A 17,663-nucleotide genomic window follows, 5' to 3' on the forward strand; every position below is an offset into this window, starting at 1 on the left:
CCCTGAAACCAATGACGCAATCAAAACCGTCTTTTTATCCGTGGCTTGTCGTGGGCCTGCTCTGCGTGGTCGGTTGCCTGAATTACCTCGACCGGATGATGATTACCACGATGCGGGGTTCCATTCTGGCGGAAATTCCGATGACCGATGCGCAGTTTGGCTTGCTCACGTCGGTTTTTCTCTGGATTTACGGATTGCTAAGCCCGCTGGCGGGTTTTCTGGCCGACCGTTTCAACCGGAGCCGCGTCATCATCGGCAGCCTGTTTGTGTGGTCGATTGTCACCTGGTTTACGGCCCGGGCCACTACGTTCGAAGAACTGCTACTGACCCGCGCCCTGATGGGCATCAGCGAAGCCTGCTACATTCCGGCGGCTCTGGCCCTGATTGTCGATTACCACCGCGGAGCCACCCGTTCACTGGCGACAGGTATCCACATGGGCGGTATCATGATCGGGCAAAGTCTGGGGTTTGTGGGTGGCTGGCTGGCCGAAAAACACAGCTGGAGCTACGCCTTCGGGGTGTTTGGTCTGATCGGAGTGGGGTATGCCGTGTTGCTGGCGTTTACTCTCCGCGACCCAGCCCGTCCGGCGCAACCTGTACTATCGAATGCCAGACCCGAATCACCCATTCGTTTTAAAGACGCTATTACCGACCTGTTCAGCCGAAAAGCGTATCTGATTGCGCTCACCTTCTGGGGGCTGGGCGGTATTGTAAGCTGGCTGGTGGTGGGCTGGCTGCCCACGTATTACAAGGAGCATTTCAACCTCTCGCAAACCGTGGCCGGGCTTTACGCAACGGGCTACTTCCACACGGCTTCGCTGGTGGGCGTGCTGACGGGCGGTTTTCTGGCCGATCGCTGGAGCCGTACCAACCCGCGCGGCCGGATTCTGGTACCGTTTATCGGGCTGGTGATTGCCGCACCCGGAATTTTCATCGCCAGTAGCACGAGTATTCTGCCGGTTGCGATTGTCTGTTTCATGATCTACGCGTTCACCCGCACTTTCCTGGATGCCAACATGATGCCGATTTTGTGCCTGATTGCCGACGAACGGTATCGGGCGACGGGCTACGGCGTGCTGAATCTGGTCGCCTGTATTGTTGGGGGGGTGGGGCTGTACGCGGGCGGTATGCTGCGCGACGCCGACATCGACCTCAGCCGCATGTTTCAGGTGGCCGCCCTTACCATGCTGGTTTCGGCCGCCCTGCTTTACACCATTAAACCCAAACCCGAAGACATTTCCGAAAGTCCGGAAATTGAAAACAAACCTGTTTTGAAATGACGTTAGACGAACTAAAAAACAAACTATATGTGGCCGTGCTGTCGGACGTACTCGATCAGTTGGGGTACACGAATCAGGCAACCCGCATCCCTTTTCACGCTTATACGGATATTCCCAAACTGCTCGGTCGCTGCAAAACGACGCTCTGGGCGGATGTATTCGACGTTGACCCGAATCCGTACGACCTGGAACTGAAAGCCGTTGATTCCTGCCAGCCCGGCGATGTGCTGATTGCGGCCGCGGGCGGCTCCAACCGTTCCGGAATCTGGGGCGAATTGCTCTCGACGGCGGCCCGCAACAGCGGTTGCGTGGGCGTGATCGTGCACGGCGGGGTCCGCGACATCGACAAAATGCGGGCCATGCAGTTTCCGGTTTTTGCCACCTCGCGCAATCCGTACGACAGCCAGAACCGTCAGCGGGTGATTGATATCGACGTGACGGTGGAAATCGACGGCGTTGCGTTCCGGCCCGGCGACCTGGTGATGGCCGACGAAGACGGTATTGTGGTCGTTCCCAAAGAAGTTGAAGAGCAGGTTATTGCGGCTGCGTTGCAGAAAGTTTCCGCCGAAAATACCACCCGCGACGCCATAAAAAACGGCATGAAAGCCGAAGAAGCTTACCAAACATTCGGAGTATTATGAGCAAAAAAGAAGTAGTATCGGGAGCGAATCTCCCCAAAAGTCATTTGCCTTTTTCCCCCGGTATCATTTCGGGCGATTACCTGTTTGTGTCGGGTCAGGCGTCGGTAGATGATACTGGCGCGATTGTCAACGATACGTTTGAGGGCGAATGCCGCCGGTCGTTCGAGAACCTGAAACGGATTGTGGAAGCCGCCGGGGCCAGTCTGGACGATGCCGTGCAAGTCCGGAATTACGTCGGCAAGCAGGAATACCTGGCCGAATTCAACGCCATTTACCGGGATTATTTCGGTGCTCCCTATCCGGCCCGGACCACGCTCATCGGCTGCCTCGGCGACCTGCTGAAGTTCGAGGTCGATGCCGTGATTTACATCGGAAAACCGACGGATAAAAAGTAGGAAGGGCAAACCGCTTTGCCGGAACGTCTCACGTACCAAAATCGTCGAAAACCGTTATTCCGTTTGACTACCATGCATTATACCGTCGAAAAACTCCTTCATGTGCCGTACTATACCGAGGGTCCGGCCGTGGATCGGGACGGAAATTTGTATTTTACCAACCTGACCGGGGGCGAAATTGGGCGGCTGGACGCCGGGGGCGGCTATTCTGTTTGGGGAAAAACCGGCTGTCCCAACGGGCAGCTCATTCTCCCGAACGGTTCGCACCGGGTGTGTGACCCACAACGCGCAGCCATTCTCCAGTTTGGCCGGGACGGAAATTTCGAAAAGGTGATTGTAGAAGGTCATTGCGCCGGAACGACCGTTTATTCTCCCAATGACCTGATTGCCGATTCTGGCGGGAATCTGTATTTCACCGACTCGGTTCGAACGTCCGGAAACGTATTTTTCAAAGGCGCTGACGGAACGGAACGGGTGGTTGCCACCGGCATTGATTACCCCAACGGGCTGGCGCTATCTGCCGATCAAACGCGGCTTTTCGTGGCCGAAAGTTATCAAAACCGCATTCTGGTGATCGAGCTGGCCGAACCGGGCGTTCGCCAATCCGACGTGCGGGTTTTTGCCAGCCTGCCGACGCACCCGGCCGGAAATCCAATCGGCAATCTGCCCGACGGTCTGGCGTTTGATCGGCAGGGCCGCTTGTGGGTCGCCCACTACGGTATGCAGGCCATTCAGGTACTGTCGGCGCAGGGCGACTGGCTTTTTTCCCTGGATACCACCCTGCCGTTGACCAGCAATCTCTGCTTTATCGACGACCAGCCGCACTGCCAGACGGTTCTGGTGACCGGCGGTTTTGGCGAACCGGGACCGGGCGGGGTGGTTCTGGTTACGGTTTATCCCTAATCTGTCGAATTATGAACTATGCTTATCTTTTTATACTGGTTATGTTGACTGCTTTAAAAACCGTAGCTCAACCGGCTATCGAGTGGACTGAATTACCGGCGCTCCCGGGCGGAAAAGGCTGGGCCGGGATGTATGCGGGGGTGAGCCACGGGGCGCTGATTTGCCTGGGTGGCGCCAATTTTCCCGAGAAATACCCCTGGGAAGGCGGGAAGAAGAAGTGGTACGATGAAATATACGTGCTTGCCGATGGGAAAAACTGGCAAAAAGCAACGGAAAAGCTGCCCGTTCCGGCAGGTTACGGGGTGACGGTTTCCTACCAGAATACGGTTATTCTGATTGGCGGCAGTAACGAAAACAGCCACCTGAACCGGGTAATGGGGTACGAATGGAACGGAAAACGCCTGCAAACTTCCCAGTACCCCGATTTGCCGACCTCCCTGGCCAACATGGCCGGCACGCTGGTTGGCGATGTAATTGTCATTGCGGGCGGAAGTGTGTCGCCGACGGGGGCGGCCTTGAAAAAATGCTACGTGCTGGACCTGAAAAACCGTTCGGCGGGCTGGCAGGAAATTGAGCCCTGGCCGGGACCGGAGCGGTTGTTTCCGGTGTGTACCGTTTACCAGGGCGACTTCTACCTGTTTGGGGGCGAAACCGTGGGGCTGAATTCCAAAGGTGAAAAATACCGGTCTATTCTGCTGGATGCCTACCGTTTACGACTTGATCGGAAAAACGGCCAATGGGCTGCTTCGTGGCAGTTGCTGGCACCGATGCCCCGGGGAATGTCGGCGGGCGGCACGGTTTTACCAATCCTGAACAACGACCGGTTTCTGTTCTGGGGCGGAGTCGATGCCGTTACGGCGGCTTATAAACACCCGGCGAGCCATCCCGGAATTATTCAAAGTCTGCTGTATTATTTTCCGGAAACCGATAGCTGGGAGTTTATTGGCGAGCAAACCCGTATTCCGTCGCGGGTGACGCTGCCGGTGGTGTTCTGGAACAATCAGTGGGTGTACGTGAGCGGAGAAATCAAACCGGGGATTCGGACCCCTTCGGTCGTGAGTGTAAAATAATGGAATCAACGATGAAGTATACGCTTTTTGGGGAGTATCGGTTTTCGCAGCTCACGCTCGGAACCGTTCAGTTAGGCATGCAGTACGGTATCTCCAACTCGGCGGGCGTACCCGACCCGTCCGAACGTTTCCGGATGCTGGAGTACGCGGTTCAGGCCGGGATCAACACCGTCGATACGGCCCGGCAATATGGTCAATCGGAGCAGGTGCTCGGTGATTTTCTGGAACAAACCGCTGAAAGCGATAGCCTGAATCTGGTTTCAAAGTTTAAAATCAATCCGGATGTATTGCATGACCCGGAGCGGGCGTGGGTGTCGGTGCGCGATAGCGTAGCAGAATCGCTGAAGGCGCTGCGAGTCAGCCAGTTGCCGGTTTGTCTGCTGCATAAAGGAGCCGAACCGATGGGGGAGGTGATGAAAATTCTGCCCACCCTTCTGTACCGCCTGAAAGAAGAAGGACTGATTGCCATTGGGGGCGTTTCGGCGTATTATCCGGAGGATGTGGACGCATGTCTAACGGAAACCGTGATTGAAGCGCTCCAGATTCCGGTGAATATTTTTGATCAGCGGCTTTTGCAGCGCGGTACGCTGGCACGGTTGCAATCGAAGCTGGTTTTTGCCCGCAGCGTGTTTTTGCAGGGCCTTTTTTTCATGGACCCCGCGCAGTTGACCGGCAACCTGACTGGCGCTAAACCGTATTTAGAGCAACTGCAAAAGCTGGCGGAACAGGCCCGGATGACGGTGGCCCAACTCGCTTTTTCGTTCGTGCGGGATTTCTCCGCTGTAGACAGTATAGTATTTGGAGCCGTTAACGAGATGCAGGTTCGGCAGAACGTCGAGCTGCTGGCGGGGCCGCCTGTTCCGCCGGCCGTACTGGCTGATATTCAGGCATTTTTTGGGCATGTAGAAGAAGAAATCATCACGCCCGGCCTGTGGGCTCCGGCCACATAGGTTCGGCGGTTTTTACACTTTGTAACCGTTTATTATGAATTCATTGTTCAGTTTGACCGGTAAGGTCGCTATTGTAACCGGCGGGGCAGGTTTTTTCGGCACACCCATTTCTCTGGCGCTGGCCGAAGCCGGGGCACAGGTTGTTATTGCCTCGCGGGATGGCGAGAAGTGCCGGAAATTTGCCGAAACTCTTCAGGAAAAAGGCTTGCTGGCCGAAGGCATGGCCCTGGATCTGGAAGAAGAAACCTCGATTCGGCAGTTCGTTCAGGCGGTTAAAGAGCAGTTTGGCCGGATTGATGTGCTGGTCAACAATGCGGTTTCGCGGGACGGTTTTCAGAATCTGGAAGACATTGACAAGGCAAGCTGGGAAAAAGCCCAGCGGATTAATTCCACCGGGCTGGTGCTGATTACGCAGGCTGTCGTTGAAGTGATGAAACCGCAGCGGTCGGGGAGCATCATCAACATCAGCTCGATTCAGGGGGCGGTCGGCCCCAATTTCCCGGTTTATGGCAATACGGGCATGACCAGCCCGGTCAATTACACATACGACAAATGGGGCATGGTGGGCTTTACGAAGTGGCTGGCGAATTATTACGGAAAAGACAACATCCGGGCCAACTGCATCAGTCCCGGCGGGTACGGTCCGGGGGTGGCGCAAATGAGCGGAAAAGATGAATTTATCGAAAACTACAAGCGGCTGACGCCTTTGGGTCGCTTCGCCGACGATGACGATATCAAAGGGCCGGTTGTCTTTATGGCGTCGGATGCGTCCGCTTTTGTTACCGGTCAGAATCTGCTGGTCGATGGCGGCTGGACCAGCTGGTAATGGGAAACACACCTTTTTGAACGGCTATGCTGACCCGGGTAGGTCCTGGATGCCTTGTCTTAATAAAACGTTACCCTTGTAAACAACCTGTTGCTGACGCTATCTTTTTAAATGGCAAATGACTGTCTGCCAACTCTTCATTGGTAGGCCCTCCGGGATCATCATCGGTTTTTAAACAAATTACGCAGACAGGGATTTATAGAAGAGAGCCGTAGCATTTCGCCAACGGCTTTATGAACGAACCATTAAGCGTGTTATGCAACAAGACCCGAATCTCGACAACGTGCGACTCGACATTGAGGCCGTTGGATTTACCCTGGACGATGACCTGAAAGCCTCCGTACTCGATGCGCTGACCAAGCTTCAGCGTTATTATAAAGGGGATGTCATTACGGCCGACGTGTATTTAAAACTGGAACCCAACCAGCGCAACAACGAAAAGCATGTGGGCATCAAATACGGTGTACCCGGCAACGATGTATTTGCCGACGACTCCGGCGACGACTGGTACGGCTTGCTCAACACCGTTGCGGCCAAGTTACAGCGTCAATTGGAAAAGCGCTTCGGCAACCACACCAACGATAACCGGGCTGACCTGGACGAAATTGATCCGGCCAGTTTAGCCTAGATTTATCTTTATCTATCCAGTCGCCCGGTTTTCGAAGTGAAGACCGGGCGACTGCATTTCTGATGAATAATTTTGGGCTTTTAAACTGCTCCGTTGAAGCCTTTCTTCTACTCCTATTTCTGATCAGGCTGTAGTTGAAGACTCTTTTCAAAGGTGTTTTTTAGCCCCTTGCTCATCACACCAATATTGTATAGATTCTCCTAAATAGTAGCTTCATCCGACGATTCTCATCAAAAAAACAGGATGATTCGTATTCTCCTGCTTCTGATTACCGAACAGAATTTACGAAAGATGTCCAAAGGAGGCAAGATATATATGGTTTTAAGTATGCACCTGTCAATAGGTATAAATACCGTATACTAAGATAGTGTTTTTTTATAATGACACTATAAATATATGTCAATGAGGTTAATTAGATTTGAAAAAAAGTTACTAAAACCCTCAACAGTGACCGCTCTTTAGGCTATTCGACCTCTTATGAACATCAACTTCTTGCGGCTCATTGCATTTCCCTTAAAATCGTTCTCGTATTTAAAAATAATGATTCTTACTTCACTGCCTACTCTTCACGCTTGTTTCTACAATTCGCGGAGATAAATGCTAGAATGTACTGATCGTTTTACTCATAGTTTTTTATATAAATAAAAAACTGACGGGTGGTTGCTTGCCGCCATATGGTGATCGTCAATTTCAAACTGGACTGGAGTTAGTAGCGGTATACGTTTAAAGTCATCCATAAATAGTTTATGAAAGCCACGTCCTGATTCGATTACGGTTCCACCATGCACCACCTTTTACGTTCCTGCCTGCTCGGTTTTCTGCTTTTGATTAGCTTCATTGGCAGGTCCCAATCCACATCCCGTATCCGGCAAGCGCCCGCGCCGGAGTGGCGTTTGCCCGTTCAACCGGGTGGCCATATGCCATCGGCCAAAACAGTAACCCAAGGGTACTTTGTTTCCTTAATTGACATTCAGACACATCTGGAAAAAAAGGCGCAGTATGTTCACCTGATCCGTGAAATCATCTCGCCGACGGGTGTTCAATATGGCTCAGAGGTTTCTGTGCTGTTTAACCCAGCTTATGAACAGCTGACCTTTCATAGTCTAACCATTCACCGCGATGGCAAAGCCCGGACGGTACTCAGGCCGGAAATGATTAAGGTCGCACCATTGGAATCCGAACGGGATCGCTTTGTGTATTATGGCCTTTTTTCGGCCTCCATTCATTTGGAAGATATTCGCAAGGGCGACCGCATCGAGTATGCCTACACGATAACGGGTAGAAACCCCATTCTGGGGGCCGCCTATTCCGATGACATCTATTTTACGGCATCAGATCCCTTACCACACCGTCACCACGTTCTGATCAGTAACTCCAGCCGGGCGTTGTCGTTCCGGTCCTTTAACCAGCCACCTTCATACCGCACGATTAAGCAAGGCGAACAGACCGTATACGAGTGGAATGCATACGATCTAAAGCCCATCTCGCCGGAAGATTATATGCCCGCCTGGACGGATGCTGCTCCCCATTTACAAATTAGCGAGTTCAATAGCTGGTCGTCGGTGGTGGATTGGGCCCAGCCCCTCTACCAGGTTGCTGCGGCTTCACCGGCTTTACTGCAACTCGTGCAGGAGTGGAAGCACCAGAGCCAGGGGAATGCGCTTGCGTATTTACAACAGGCCGTCGCTTTTGTCCAGAATGACATTCGGTACCTGGGCATTGAAATGGGTGACTACTCCCATCAACCACACTTGCCCGAGCAGGTGCTACGTCAGCGGTATGGGGATTGTAAAGATAAATCCCTGCTGCTTTGTACACTGCTGAAGGCGGGTGGTCTGCCAGCCTATCCGGCTTTAACCAATACCATCAATGGAGGTGAATTGAATCGTTTATTACCGGCGCCAACGGTGTTCAACCATGTCATTGTTTGGACTTCGCTCAATGGCAAAACCGTCTGGATTGATCCTACGCTGACCAGCCAGCATTGGCAGGATGGCTACTATATTCCTCCCTACGGCCATGCCCTGGTGATCCGGCCAGGAGAGAAAATGCTTCAGCCGGTAGCGTCTGCCCATCGGGGCAAAGTTCAAATTTCAGAAACGTTTACGATACCATCCCCCCGCACTCCTGACTCGCCAGCACGCTTATATGTGGAGTCTGTCTACAGCCACAACCACGCGGAAGATCTTCGTAATCAGCTCGCTAGCCAGAGCCAGGCCGACCTGGAGAAGTCATACTTAGCCTTTTACCAGCAGACCTATCCCGATCAGCAGGTAGAATCTCTGGATTCGATTATGATTCGCGAACGGGCCTCTACCCACAATCTGGTTACAAACGAAAGCTATCAGATTAGCAATTTCTGGGAGAAGGATAGCGCAACGGGGCAATCGATCTTAACGATTCGCGGTAATGTACTTGCCAATAACCTGCGGGAGTTACCCAGAGTAGCCCGAAAATATCCCTTAGCACTCACATTTCCGTATGAACTGGAATATACCATCCGTTTAAAATTACCGGAAGACTGGAATAGTAACACCGACTCCTGGAAGATTCGCCGAAACTCCTACGAGATTGATTTTACGAGCATTTACTATCCAGCGGACAGCCTCATAACGCTCCACTACCGGTATAAAACATTAAAAGATCATGTACCGGTGGAGGAGATCAAGAACTACCGGGCGGATCTGGATAAACTAACGCAGGAGCTAAACTATCAACTATCGTTTAACGAAAATGCTTCTACCCAGGCTGAAGAGTTTCACTGGGCAACGGTTTTGATCGTCCTGATAGCCTTTGTAGGGTTTGGCTGGCTTGGCTGGCGGACCTATCATTATGATCGTCCTATACCAATCGAAAGAGAAATTGATCCTCCCCTGCCTATTGGTGGATGGTTAGTCCTGATGGGGATTGGGATTGCGCTCTCCCCCCTGCTGATTGGGTATGATCTTTTATCCTCTCCTTTATTTCGAACCCTCACCTGGGAAACCATCGAGGCCAGATGGCCGAATCAGAAAGTACTAGCCTACGGTATTTTCTACGCCGAACTGCTGGTAAATGTGTTCCTGGTTTGTTCGTCTGTTCTGATGGGGATTTTATTTTTTGGGCGACGGAATACATTTCCCTTTCTTTACAGCCGGTTTCTGGTGCTTAGATTTGCGCTACTGCTGGCCGATGCGATCTTAATAGAGCAACTTCTGGGGCTTTCCCTAGACAAAGAAACCATTCGAGATGTGTTACGGACCTTGTTTCATGCCATAATCTGGATACCTTATTTACTACGGTCGCAACGGGTGCAAAAAACCTTCGTCAAGAGCGATCAAAATCGATTGTCCAGTAACGACGAGCTTGTATCCATTATAAGCTCAATTTCAGAAAATGATGCTTCACAAGATCGGCCGCAAACATGACGGATAAGCACCGACCCAATTAGCCGCATCAGACTCATTTAGTAGTACTTCGGTTAATTTTTCATTTTAGAAAATAGTATGGCCGTTGCCTTAGACCTCTAAACATAGGAGGGGCTAGGGCAACGGCTCTCTTATTTTTTACTGCACCAGTCTTTAGGTTTATAAGATGAAGACCGGTACTACATTGTATGTACGGTGGTAGCAATCCGGCTTTCCCGAACTCATCTGGACGTTTGCAGATACGCCGGATGGCGTCATAACGCTCGCCAGTTTCTGGCTGGTTTGACGATAAACCTTCCCTTGAATAGACACCTCATTTGACGTACGAAATATCGACAACCTTCCCCACTCATTCACGAATAAGATGACCGTTAAAACTGTCTGGTAAAATAGAATATATGTACTATTTAACGAGCGTGAAAAAATACCGTAAAATCACAAATCACAGATTGGATCGCTTACATCCTTATAATACATCCGGCTCTGCTTTAAGCATCGCTTAGTAGATCTTAACGTATAGATAATAATAGCGCTAAATCGGCCTATTGTATCATTTGATACCACTTAATCACTAAATAAATCGAAGTAATAAGTTTGGCATTGTCTATGCAATAGGATGATCAAGGCTTTAGAACAACTTAATAGCCAACCTTGCCGCCGGGACTTACGTAGCTGATTTATAGCAGATTACCTCCGAAACCCCTACTGCAAAGCACAGACTAAAATTAACGCTCATCTTTCATGAATTACTTTTACAAAAAGGCCACCGTTAACTTTAATTTATGGCTATTTAATTCCTCTAATGTTGGCAAACACAACCTATCCATTGCCTCTAATTAGGCCCACTTCCGTGGTTTAGCCTTTACTAGTTCAGTCACTTTCTATTTCTTTTTTATCACCCTTGCCCCACTTAAATAAGTGAGGCCTGCTAGAGAACTGTCTCCACCGTAACTGTAAATTATATCATCATGACTATGACTCAACGTTACCTTCTTATTTATTTTTTAAGCGTTTTTGTTTATCAAATTGCCACCGCGCAAACGGCGATCTTTAACGCCAGCCCCTCGGCTCAACCCGGCTCGGCCATCAGCCTGCAGGGACACTTCGGGGCCACGGCCAAAGCCTACCTCGCTAAAGGCACCTCCACCTCGAGCGTCACCTTGCCCATCCTGGTGCAGAGCGCCAACCAGGCCACCGTCCAGATCCCGGCCAACCTGGGCCTGGACCTCTACCAGGTCTGGATCACCGACAACGGCCAGAACAGCCCCAAAGTCTTCGTCAACCAGGCCTGGGGCATGCACTTTGACTCCCCCGAGGTGGCCCCCGAAGGTACCTTGCGCATCTTCGGACGCAACCTGCAACTGAGCACAGCCTCCCCCAAAGTACGCTTTGTGGCTGCCAACGGCACCTCCCTGGATGCCACCGTCCAGAGTGGTGACGCCTACTCGCTGACGGTGAAGGCCCCCAGCGGTTTGCAGCCCGGCAGCGTCTACAGCGTCTGGGTCACCAACGGCCTGGGCGGCTCGGTAGGCGAAACCAAAATGAGCAAGACCATCACCGCCATCAAAGCCGGCACCGACTACTTTAAGCTCAATGTGGGCTGGGCACCCAAGCTGGACTTCTACACCAATGTCTATAATGTCAAAACCGACGCCCGGCTCAGCACCAAAGCCAAGGGGGATGGCAATACCAGCGATTACAAAGCCATCCGGGATGCCATCAAGAAAGCCAATGCCGATGGGGGCGGCATCGTGTACCTGCCTGAGGGCACCTACAAGCTGGAGTTCCCCGACAACTTCGAGGGCATCCGTATGCTCGACCGGGTGGTGCTGCAGGGCGAAGGCCAGGACAAAACCATCATCAAGTTTGGCTACAACACCAACTCCGATAAAGTAGGCATTTATTGGCCAACCAATGTCAAACAGGCGGGTCTGGCTGACCTGACGCTGCTCAATGTGGACAACGATGCCAGCATCATCACCAACATGCGGGGCAAAGGCAGTGAAATGTTTCTGCAACGCATCCGCTTTGACCTGGCCAAAAGCAACTGGATCTGGCTCAATGGCAGCGACAAGCTGGTGATTGCCAACTCGACGTTTACCCACGGGGTGGACAACCAGTTCAGCTACCGGGGCCCCTTCATGCTCAATGGCAGCACCAACTTTGTCTTTGCCAACAACCACATCACCTTCGCCGTCGACGGCATCAACATCGATGATACCCACGGGGGCGTCTTTGAGAACAACAAGATCTACCGCGACGGCTCGGCCCGCTACCCCACCACGCTGGTCAATCACGTGCTGGTGATGAACTTTGCCGACAACGTGGCCGTGCTCAACAACCTCTTCAAAGTCATCAACGGACCAGCTCAGAACAGCAACGATGGCGAGACGATCATCGCCGAAGGCGGAGGCAAGACCCGCCCCGATGAAGAGACGGGCACCGTCAGCGGGGCTTCGGCCACCACCCTGCGGGATGATAGTAAGAACTGGGGTAGTGTCAAGCAAAGTCCGGTGGTAGCCATTGTAAACGGCAAGGGCATGGGCCAGTGGCGCAAGATCGTCAGCCGCAGTGGCAACACGCTGACGCTGGACCGGGCCTGGGCGGTGGTGCCGGAGGCAGGCAGCCGGTATGCCATCTTCAACTGGGGTGCCCAGAACTGGCTCATCAAGGGCAACACCATGGAAGGTAACCGACGGGGCATCACCCTATATAAGAATGCCACCACCCAGGTGGCCATTGTCGACAACACGCTGCTCAACAGCGGCTCGATTGACCTGATGCCTTCCCAGCAGATGCGGGGCAGTATGCAGACGTTGATTCCTATGTATAACAACCAGATTGTGGGCAACAATGTCTCGAACACCGACCGCAGCAATGGCAACTTCATTGGGATTCACCCGGTGCAGCACGCCCAGGAGAAGACCTTCGGGACGACCTCGATCGGGTTGGAGATGCGCGGCAACCGGCTGACGGCGGGAGTTCCCAATGTGGGGGCGGTGGTGGATGGGGATCCGTATCCGGAGGGGTATTTGAACTATCTGGAGTACCACCCGCCGGGCAAGTTCTATGTTGATGAGCAGATTCCCTCGGTGCTGGGCAGTATCCTGGAGAACAACACGGCTATCAACTGTGATCATGCGATCTACTTCAACAGTGGCACCTACAACACGTATGTGTGCAACACGGTGACGAGTAATGTGAAGAACCTGGTGAATGATGTGATTTTTGATAAAGTGAGCCACGGGGCGGTGCAGACGGGTTCATGCACGCCGATAGCGGCTCAGCTGACGGCGGATGCAGGAGCGGACCGAACGCTGGTGCTGCCCACCAACAGTGTGGTGCTCAACGGGGTGGCCACCAGCAGTCCGGCCGGTAACATTGCCAGTGTGTTGTGGGTAAAGGTATCGGGTCCCAACCCGGCCATCTCAGGACAGAGCACCTTGAATCTGTCGCTGAGCAAGATGCCGGTGGGTACTTATGTGTTCCGGCTGACGGTGAAGGATAAACAGAACCGGCAGGTGACCGATGAAGTAACGATTGTGGTATCCTCATCGACCTCATCATCTTCGTCGCCAGTGATCAATCAGGCTCCGATCATAGCAAATGCTTTAATAGATCAGCGTGCTACAGTTGGCAATAACTTCACGTATGTTGTTGATGCAGGCAGCTTTACTGATTCCAACGGGGATGCACTTACTTACAGTGCTACGCTGGAAGATAACACAGCTCTGCCTTCCTGGTTAACATTCGACGCCAACACCCGCAGCTTCAGAGGCACACCGCCGAGTGGCAGTCCTTCCAGCATCACGGTTAAGGTGACAGCTAATGATGGCAAGGGCGGCAGTGTCAGTGATAGTTTTGTAATTTCTATTAGTGTTATTAATACAGCACCCGTACTGGATTCAATTGGTGATAAGTCGATCATCCTGGGGCAAAACCTGAGCTTTACCGCACGAGCTACCGACAATGATGTGCCAACGCAAAGCCTGACCTATCAAGTATCGGGCGGTAGTTCGGCGAGCCTGAACGCCAGCACCGGTGCCTTTACCTGGACGCCCACGACCAGCGGCACGTTTAGCTTTACCGTTAAAGTGACTGATAATGGTTCACCCGCACTGTCGGACGAAGAAGTGATCACCGTAACTGTTAATCCGGCACCCACTCAGCAAACGGTGGTTAGTTTCAGCTTGATGAATGCGGACACAGAGCAGGAGATTCAGGTGCTTAAAGAGGGAGACGTTCTGAATCTGGCCATGCTTCCTACTTCCAATCTGAACATTCGGGCTAATACAAATTCTACGGTAGGCTCGGTGAAAATGGTGTTGAGTGGCCGACAAAGCCGTACGCAAACCGACAATGGAGCGCCCTATGCCTTGTTTGGAGATAAAAGCGGAAATTACAATAGCTGGACGCCGGCAACGGGTTCCTACGCGCTGACCGCTACTCCTTACAGCAGTTCGGCAGCGAGTGGTGACGCAGGCACCCCGTTGACCCTAAACTTTACGGTGATCAACCAGGCCGCAAAGGCTCGATTAGCAGACGCTGAATCCGCGGATCTTCAGGTGGTCGTTCTGGGAAATCCGATTTCTCAAAATGAAGTTCGGTTTGATGTGCGCGGAGCTGCTGGTCAGCCGGTACAGGTACAGGTTGTGAACATGAAGGGCCAGATTGTCAATGAGCAACAAATTCAGCAGGCCAGCGGACAAGAACAACACGCTTTGTCTGTAGCAGGGCAGGCAGTCGGTACGTTCCTGTTGCGGGTGAGTACCCCAACGCAGAGCCAGACGGTGAAAGTGCTGAAAATCCAGTAAGAAGTATTTAATTTTACTATTCCGGTCCAGACAGGCATTCCAGCTTGTCTGGACCGTCTTTTTGTTACGTCAACATTTAACAGTAGCAACAGTATTTTGTCTCTACTTTGTTTAACTATCATTAAACAAACTTGCTAATTTTCCGTTATTTTGTCGCAGGGCAATTAGGCATATTGCTCAAGCCCGTACGGAACATGACTAACATTTCTCAACCAGTTAGCGATTTACTTAAACAAATCCAGAAAGTTGAAATCGCCATTAGCCAGATAAACCATACAACCATTTTTCCATCCGAATTCTGCATCCTTGATACGCTACAGGCTAAAAGAAAACAACTTGAGGAGCTAAAAAAACGCCGGACCACCTTCCATACTACCCTCCAGCATCTACAAGTTAATTAGTAAAAACGGTTTTGTCGGGCGGTCTGATTGGCCATTTACTTATTATCTGCTCTGTAAACAAGACTCGTTAAGTCCTGATAAATAAATACTTATCATTGGCAAACCAATCCATAGTACGTAGCTGCTTCCTTTTTATATTGAATATCCGGAAGAAGAAAGAAGCTCACACTCGTTTTAGTTAAAGGAGCTTGTGGATCACATGGTTTTGTTAACATACAAAACCGTTCACTTTTCTCATCAATACGCTATCTATGGAAACAGAAAGTCATTTAGAGCGGTTTATAAACGCTCAGCAAACCGATTACTTCCGGGCCCTGACTGAAATCAGAAACGGACGTAAAGAAAGCCACTGGATGTGGTATATCTTTCCACAGATCAGGGGGCTGGGTTTCAGTGAAACGGCTCGATTTTACGCCATCCATGATTTGAAGGAAGCGGGTGACTATCTGGCGCACCCGGTTCTGGGTAAACGGCTGATTGAAATTTCCAGCGCGCTGCTGGCAATTGAGGGAAAAACCGCTCACCAGATTCTGGGCAGTCCCGATGATCTGAAACTGCGGTCGAGCATGACCTTATTCAGTTTACTTGAAAATACCGACCCGGTTTTTCAGGCGGTTCTGGATAAATTCTTTAACGGCTTACCCGACCAGCGAACCGTTGAACTGGCTGGAGCAACTAAATAATACCGTATCGAAGGGGGAGGGTAGCCGTCCGGATAGGTCAGAACCGTAATCGATCTTTATGAAAATCGCTACGTACAATGTAAATGGGATTAACAGCCGCTTGCCCGTGCTGCTGCGTTGGCTGGCGGAAACGGCGCCTGATATTGTATGCTTACAGGAGTTGAAAGCGCCCCAGGAAAAATTTCCGGAGCAAGCCTTGCAGGATGCCGGTTATACGGCTTTATGGCAGGGACAAAAAAGCTGGAATGGGGTAGCCATTCTAAGCCGAGATCCCGCGATTCAGGAGGTCTGCCGATCGCTTCCGGGGGATGCTGAAGATCTGCAAAGCCGTTATCTGGAAGCCCGGGTTCAGGGTTTACGGGTAGGATGCCTTTATCTGCCGAATGGAAATCCGGCGCCGGGCCCCAAATTTGACTACAAACTATCGTGGTTGGAACGCTTTCAAGCCTACGCAGCCGACCTGCTGAAAACCCAGGTACCGGTTATCTTAGCCGGTGATTATAACATCATTCCTACGGAAGCGGATGTGTACAAACCTGAGCGGTGGCTGGACGATGCGCTGTTCAGGCCCGAAAGCAGAACGGCTTTTCAAACACTGCTTGCCCAAGGCTGGACCGATGCCCTGCGAAAGCTGTATCCGCAGCAGCGGCTGTATACCTATTGGGATTACTTCCGCAATGCCTACAGCCGCAATGCCGGTTTGCGGATCGATCATTTGTTGCTCAGTCCCCCGCTGGTCAGTCGGCTAATTGCGGGTGGGGTAGACCACCCGGTTCGTGGCTGGGAAAAAACAAGTGATCACGCACCCGCCTGGATTGAACTGGCTGACGTTTGAGGTGTTGCTATCGGTTTAACGCAGGAAGCTCTATTTGATCCAGATAGGGAGTGAGCCGTTCCACGCGCGTAAAGGAGCAGATGCAAGTACCTTTCCCGTTTCTTTGTCGTGGCACATCTCCGCGAAGAAGTCATTAAAACTGTAAAGATGACGAACACGGCAAAAATCCTCCCGAACGGCGAGTGGTACACCCCATAATTTTAAAGCGCCCTGTCGGATAAATAAAGGTTTATTATCATACTCTTCACGCGCGACTTGCATACCGGGAAAGTAGATTAAAGGGTTTATTCAGGTTGCAGGACGATTTGGAAAGTGGCGTGCAAAACTAACGAAGAGCGAATGGCTTTGTTATAAAGTTGCGCTTCTATTTCTCAGCGAGTTTATCAATCGTGGGCATACTACACTGAGTTTCACTACGCATCCGGGATTACTAAAATTCTGGCCCGATTTATGCATCCTCTTATAGTATTGCGTGATAACCACCGTTTCTTATACTGATCCGGGCCATACTAGGCCCGGTTTTTTAATGTAACTACGTAATAATTTGATACTTGAGAAAAAAGCTTGCAATTAGTTAAGTTACATATGTATCTTTAGGAGTTAGTAAGTATCTATCGTACTATGAAGTACAATACTACCCTTTTTTTGTCCTCCCGGGTCCGGGCCACCAGTAACTTGTTTTTTTTCCATCCCAGTAATACTTTGAGGGGAGGTAGGTGTATCTATAGATGCGGATAAAACCAATTCGTTACAACTACCATCTACTCGCTTTGATCCGGGCCTAGTATGGCCCGGATTTTTTTACTTCTTCTAATCTATTTCCGACTGCC

At 51.4% G+C, this 17,663-nt stretch carries 12 protein-coding genes; all 12 read left to right on the forward strand.

The window, feature by feature from the left end:
- The first annotated feature begins 11 nt into the window (after positions 1-11).
- On the forward strand, positions 12-1,280 hold the full coding sequence (locus LX87_RS23000) for an MFS transporter (RefSeq protein WP_111630649.1): 1,269 nt from the start codon (positions 12-14) through the stop codon (positions 1,278-1,280).
- A complete protein-coding gene (locus LX87_RS23005; RefSeq protein ID WP_111630650.1) occupies positions 1,277-1,921 on the forward strand; it encodes an RraA family protein in 645 nt (214 codons plus the stop codon). Before LX87_RS23000 ends, LX87_RS23005 begins: the two co-directional genes overlap by 4 nt.
- Positions 1,918-2,316: a RidA family protein gene (locus tag LX87_RS23010; protein ID WP_111630651.1), complete on the forward strand. Its 399-nt coding sequence runs from the start codon at positions 1,918-1,920 to the stop codon at positions 2,314-2,316. Before LX87_RS23005 ends, LX87_RS23010 begins: the two co-directional genes overlap by 4 nt.
- A 72-nt stretch (positions 2,317-2,388) precedes the next feature.
- Positions 2,389-3,219 carry an SMP-30/gluconolactonase/LRE family protein gene (locus tag LX87_RS23015; RefSeq protein ID WP_111630652.1) on the forward strand — a complete coding sequence of 277 codons (831 nt, stop codon included), beginning with the start codon at positions 2,389-2,391 and terminating at the stop codon, positions 3,217-3,219.
- A gap of 41 nt (positions 3,220-3,260) precedes the next feature.
- Positions 3,261-4,289, forward strand: coding sequence for a hypothetical protein (locus LX87_RS23020; protein WP_146624538.1), 1,029 nt, complete (start codon positions 3,261-3,263; stop codon positions 4,287-4,289).
- Between the two features lie 11 nt (positions 4,290-4,300).
- The gene (locus LX87_RS23025; protein ID WP_170139434.1) at positions 4,301-5,239 is read left to right on the forward strand and encodes an aldo/keto reductase; all 939 of its coding nucleotides are present in this window, start codon (positions 4,301-4,303) and stop codon (positions 5,237-5,239) included.
- Between the two features lie 34 nt (positions 5,240-5,273).
- Complete coding sequence (locus LX87_RS23030; RefSeq protein ID WP_111630655.1) at positions 5,274-6,065, forward strand: SDR family NAD(P)-dependent oxidoreductase; 792 nt, start codon at positions 5,274-5,276, stop codon at positions 6,063-6,065.
- A 256-nt stretch (positions 6,066-6,321) separates the two neighbouring features.
- Entirely contained in the window at positions 6,322-6,693 is a 372-nt protein-coding gene (locus tag LX87_RS23035) for an HPF/RaiA family ribosome-associated protein (RefSeq protein ID WP_111630656.1), read from the forward strand.
- A 782-nt stretch (positions 6,694-7,475) separates the two neighbouring features.
- Entirely contained in the window at positions 7,476-10,100 is a 2,625-nt protein-coding gene (locus tag LX87_RS23040; RefSeq protein ID WP_111630657.1) for a DUF3857 domain-containing protein, read from the forward strand.
- Between the two features lie 974 nt (positions 10,101-11,074).
- Positions 11,075-14,914 carry a putative Ig domain-containing protein gene (locus tag LX87_RS23045; RefSeq protein ID WP_170139435.1) on the forward strand — a complete coding sequence of 1,280 codons (3,840 nt, stop codon included), beginning with the start codon at positions 11,075-11,077 and terminating at the stop codon, positions 14,912-14,914.
- Between the two features lie 652 nt (positions 14,915-15,566).
- Positions 15,567-15,998, forward strand: coding sequence for a DUF1810 domain-containing protein (locus LX87_RS23055; RefSeq protein ID WP_111630660.1), 432 nt, complete (start codon positions 15,567-15,569; stop codon positions 15,996-15,998).
- Between the two features lie 58 nt (positions 15,999-16,056).
- A complete protein-coding gene (xth, locus tag LX87_RS23060) occupies positions 16,057-16,833 on the forward strand; it encodes an exodeoxyribonuclease III (RefSeq protein WP_111630661.1) in 777 nt (258 codons plus the stop codon).
- Positions 16,834-17,663 lie beyond the last annotated feature (830 nt).

Origin of the sequence: Larkinella arboricola (genome assembly GCF_003259745.1) — a bacterium.
GTDB classification, from domain to species: domain Bacteria; phylum Bacteroidota; class Bacteroidia; order Cytophagales; family Spirosomataceae; genus Larkinella; species Larkinella arboricola.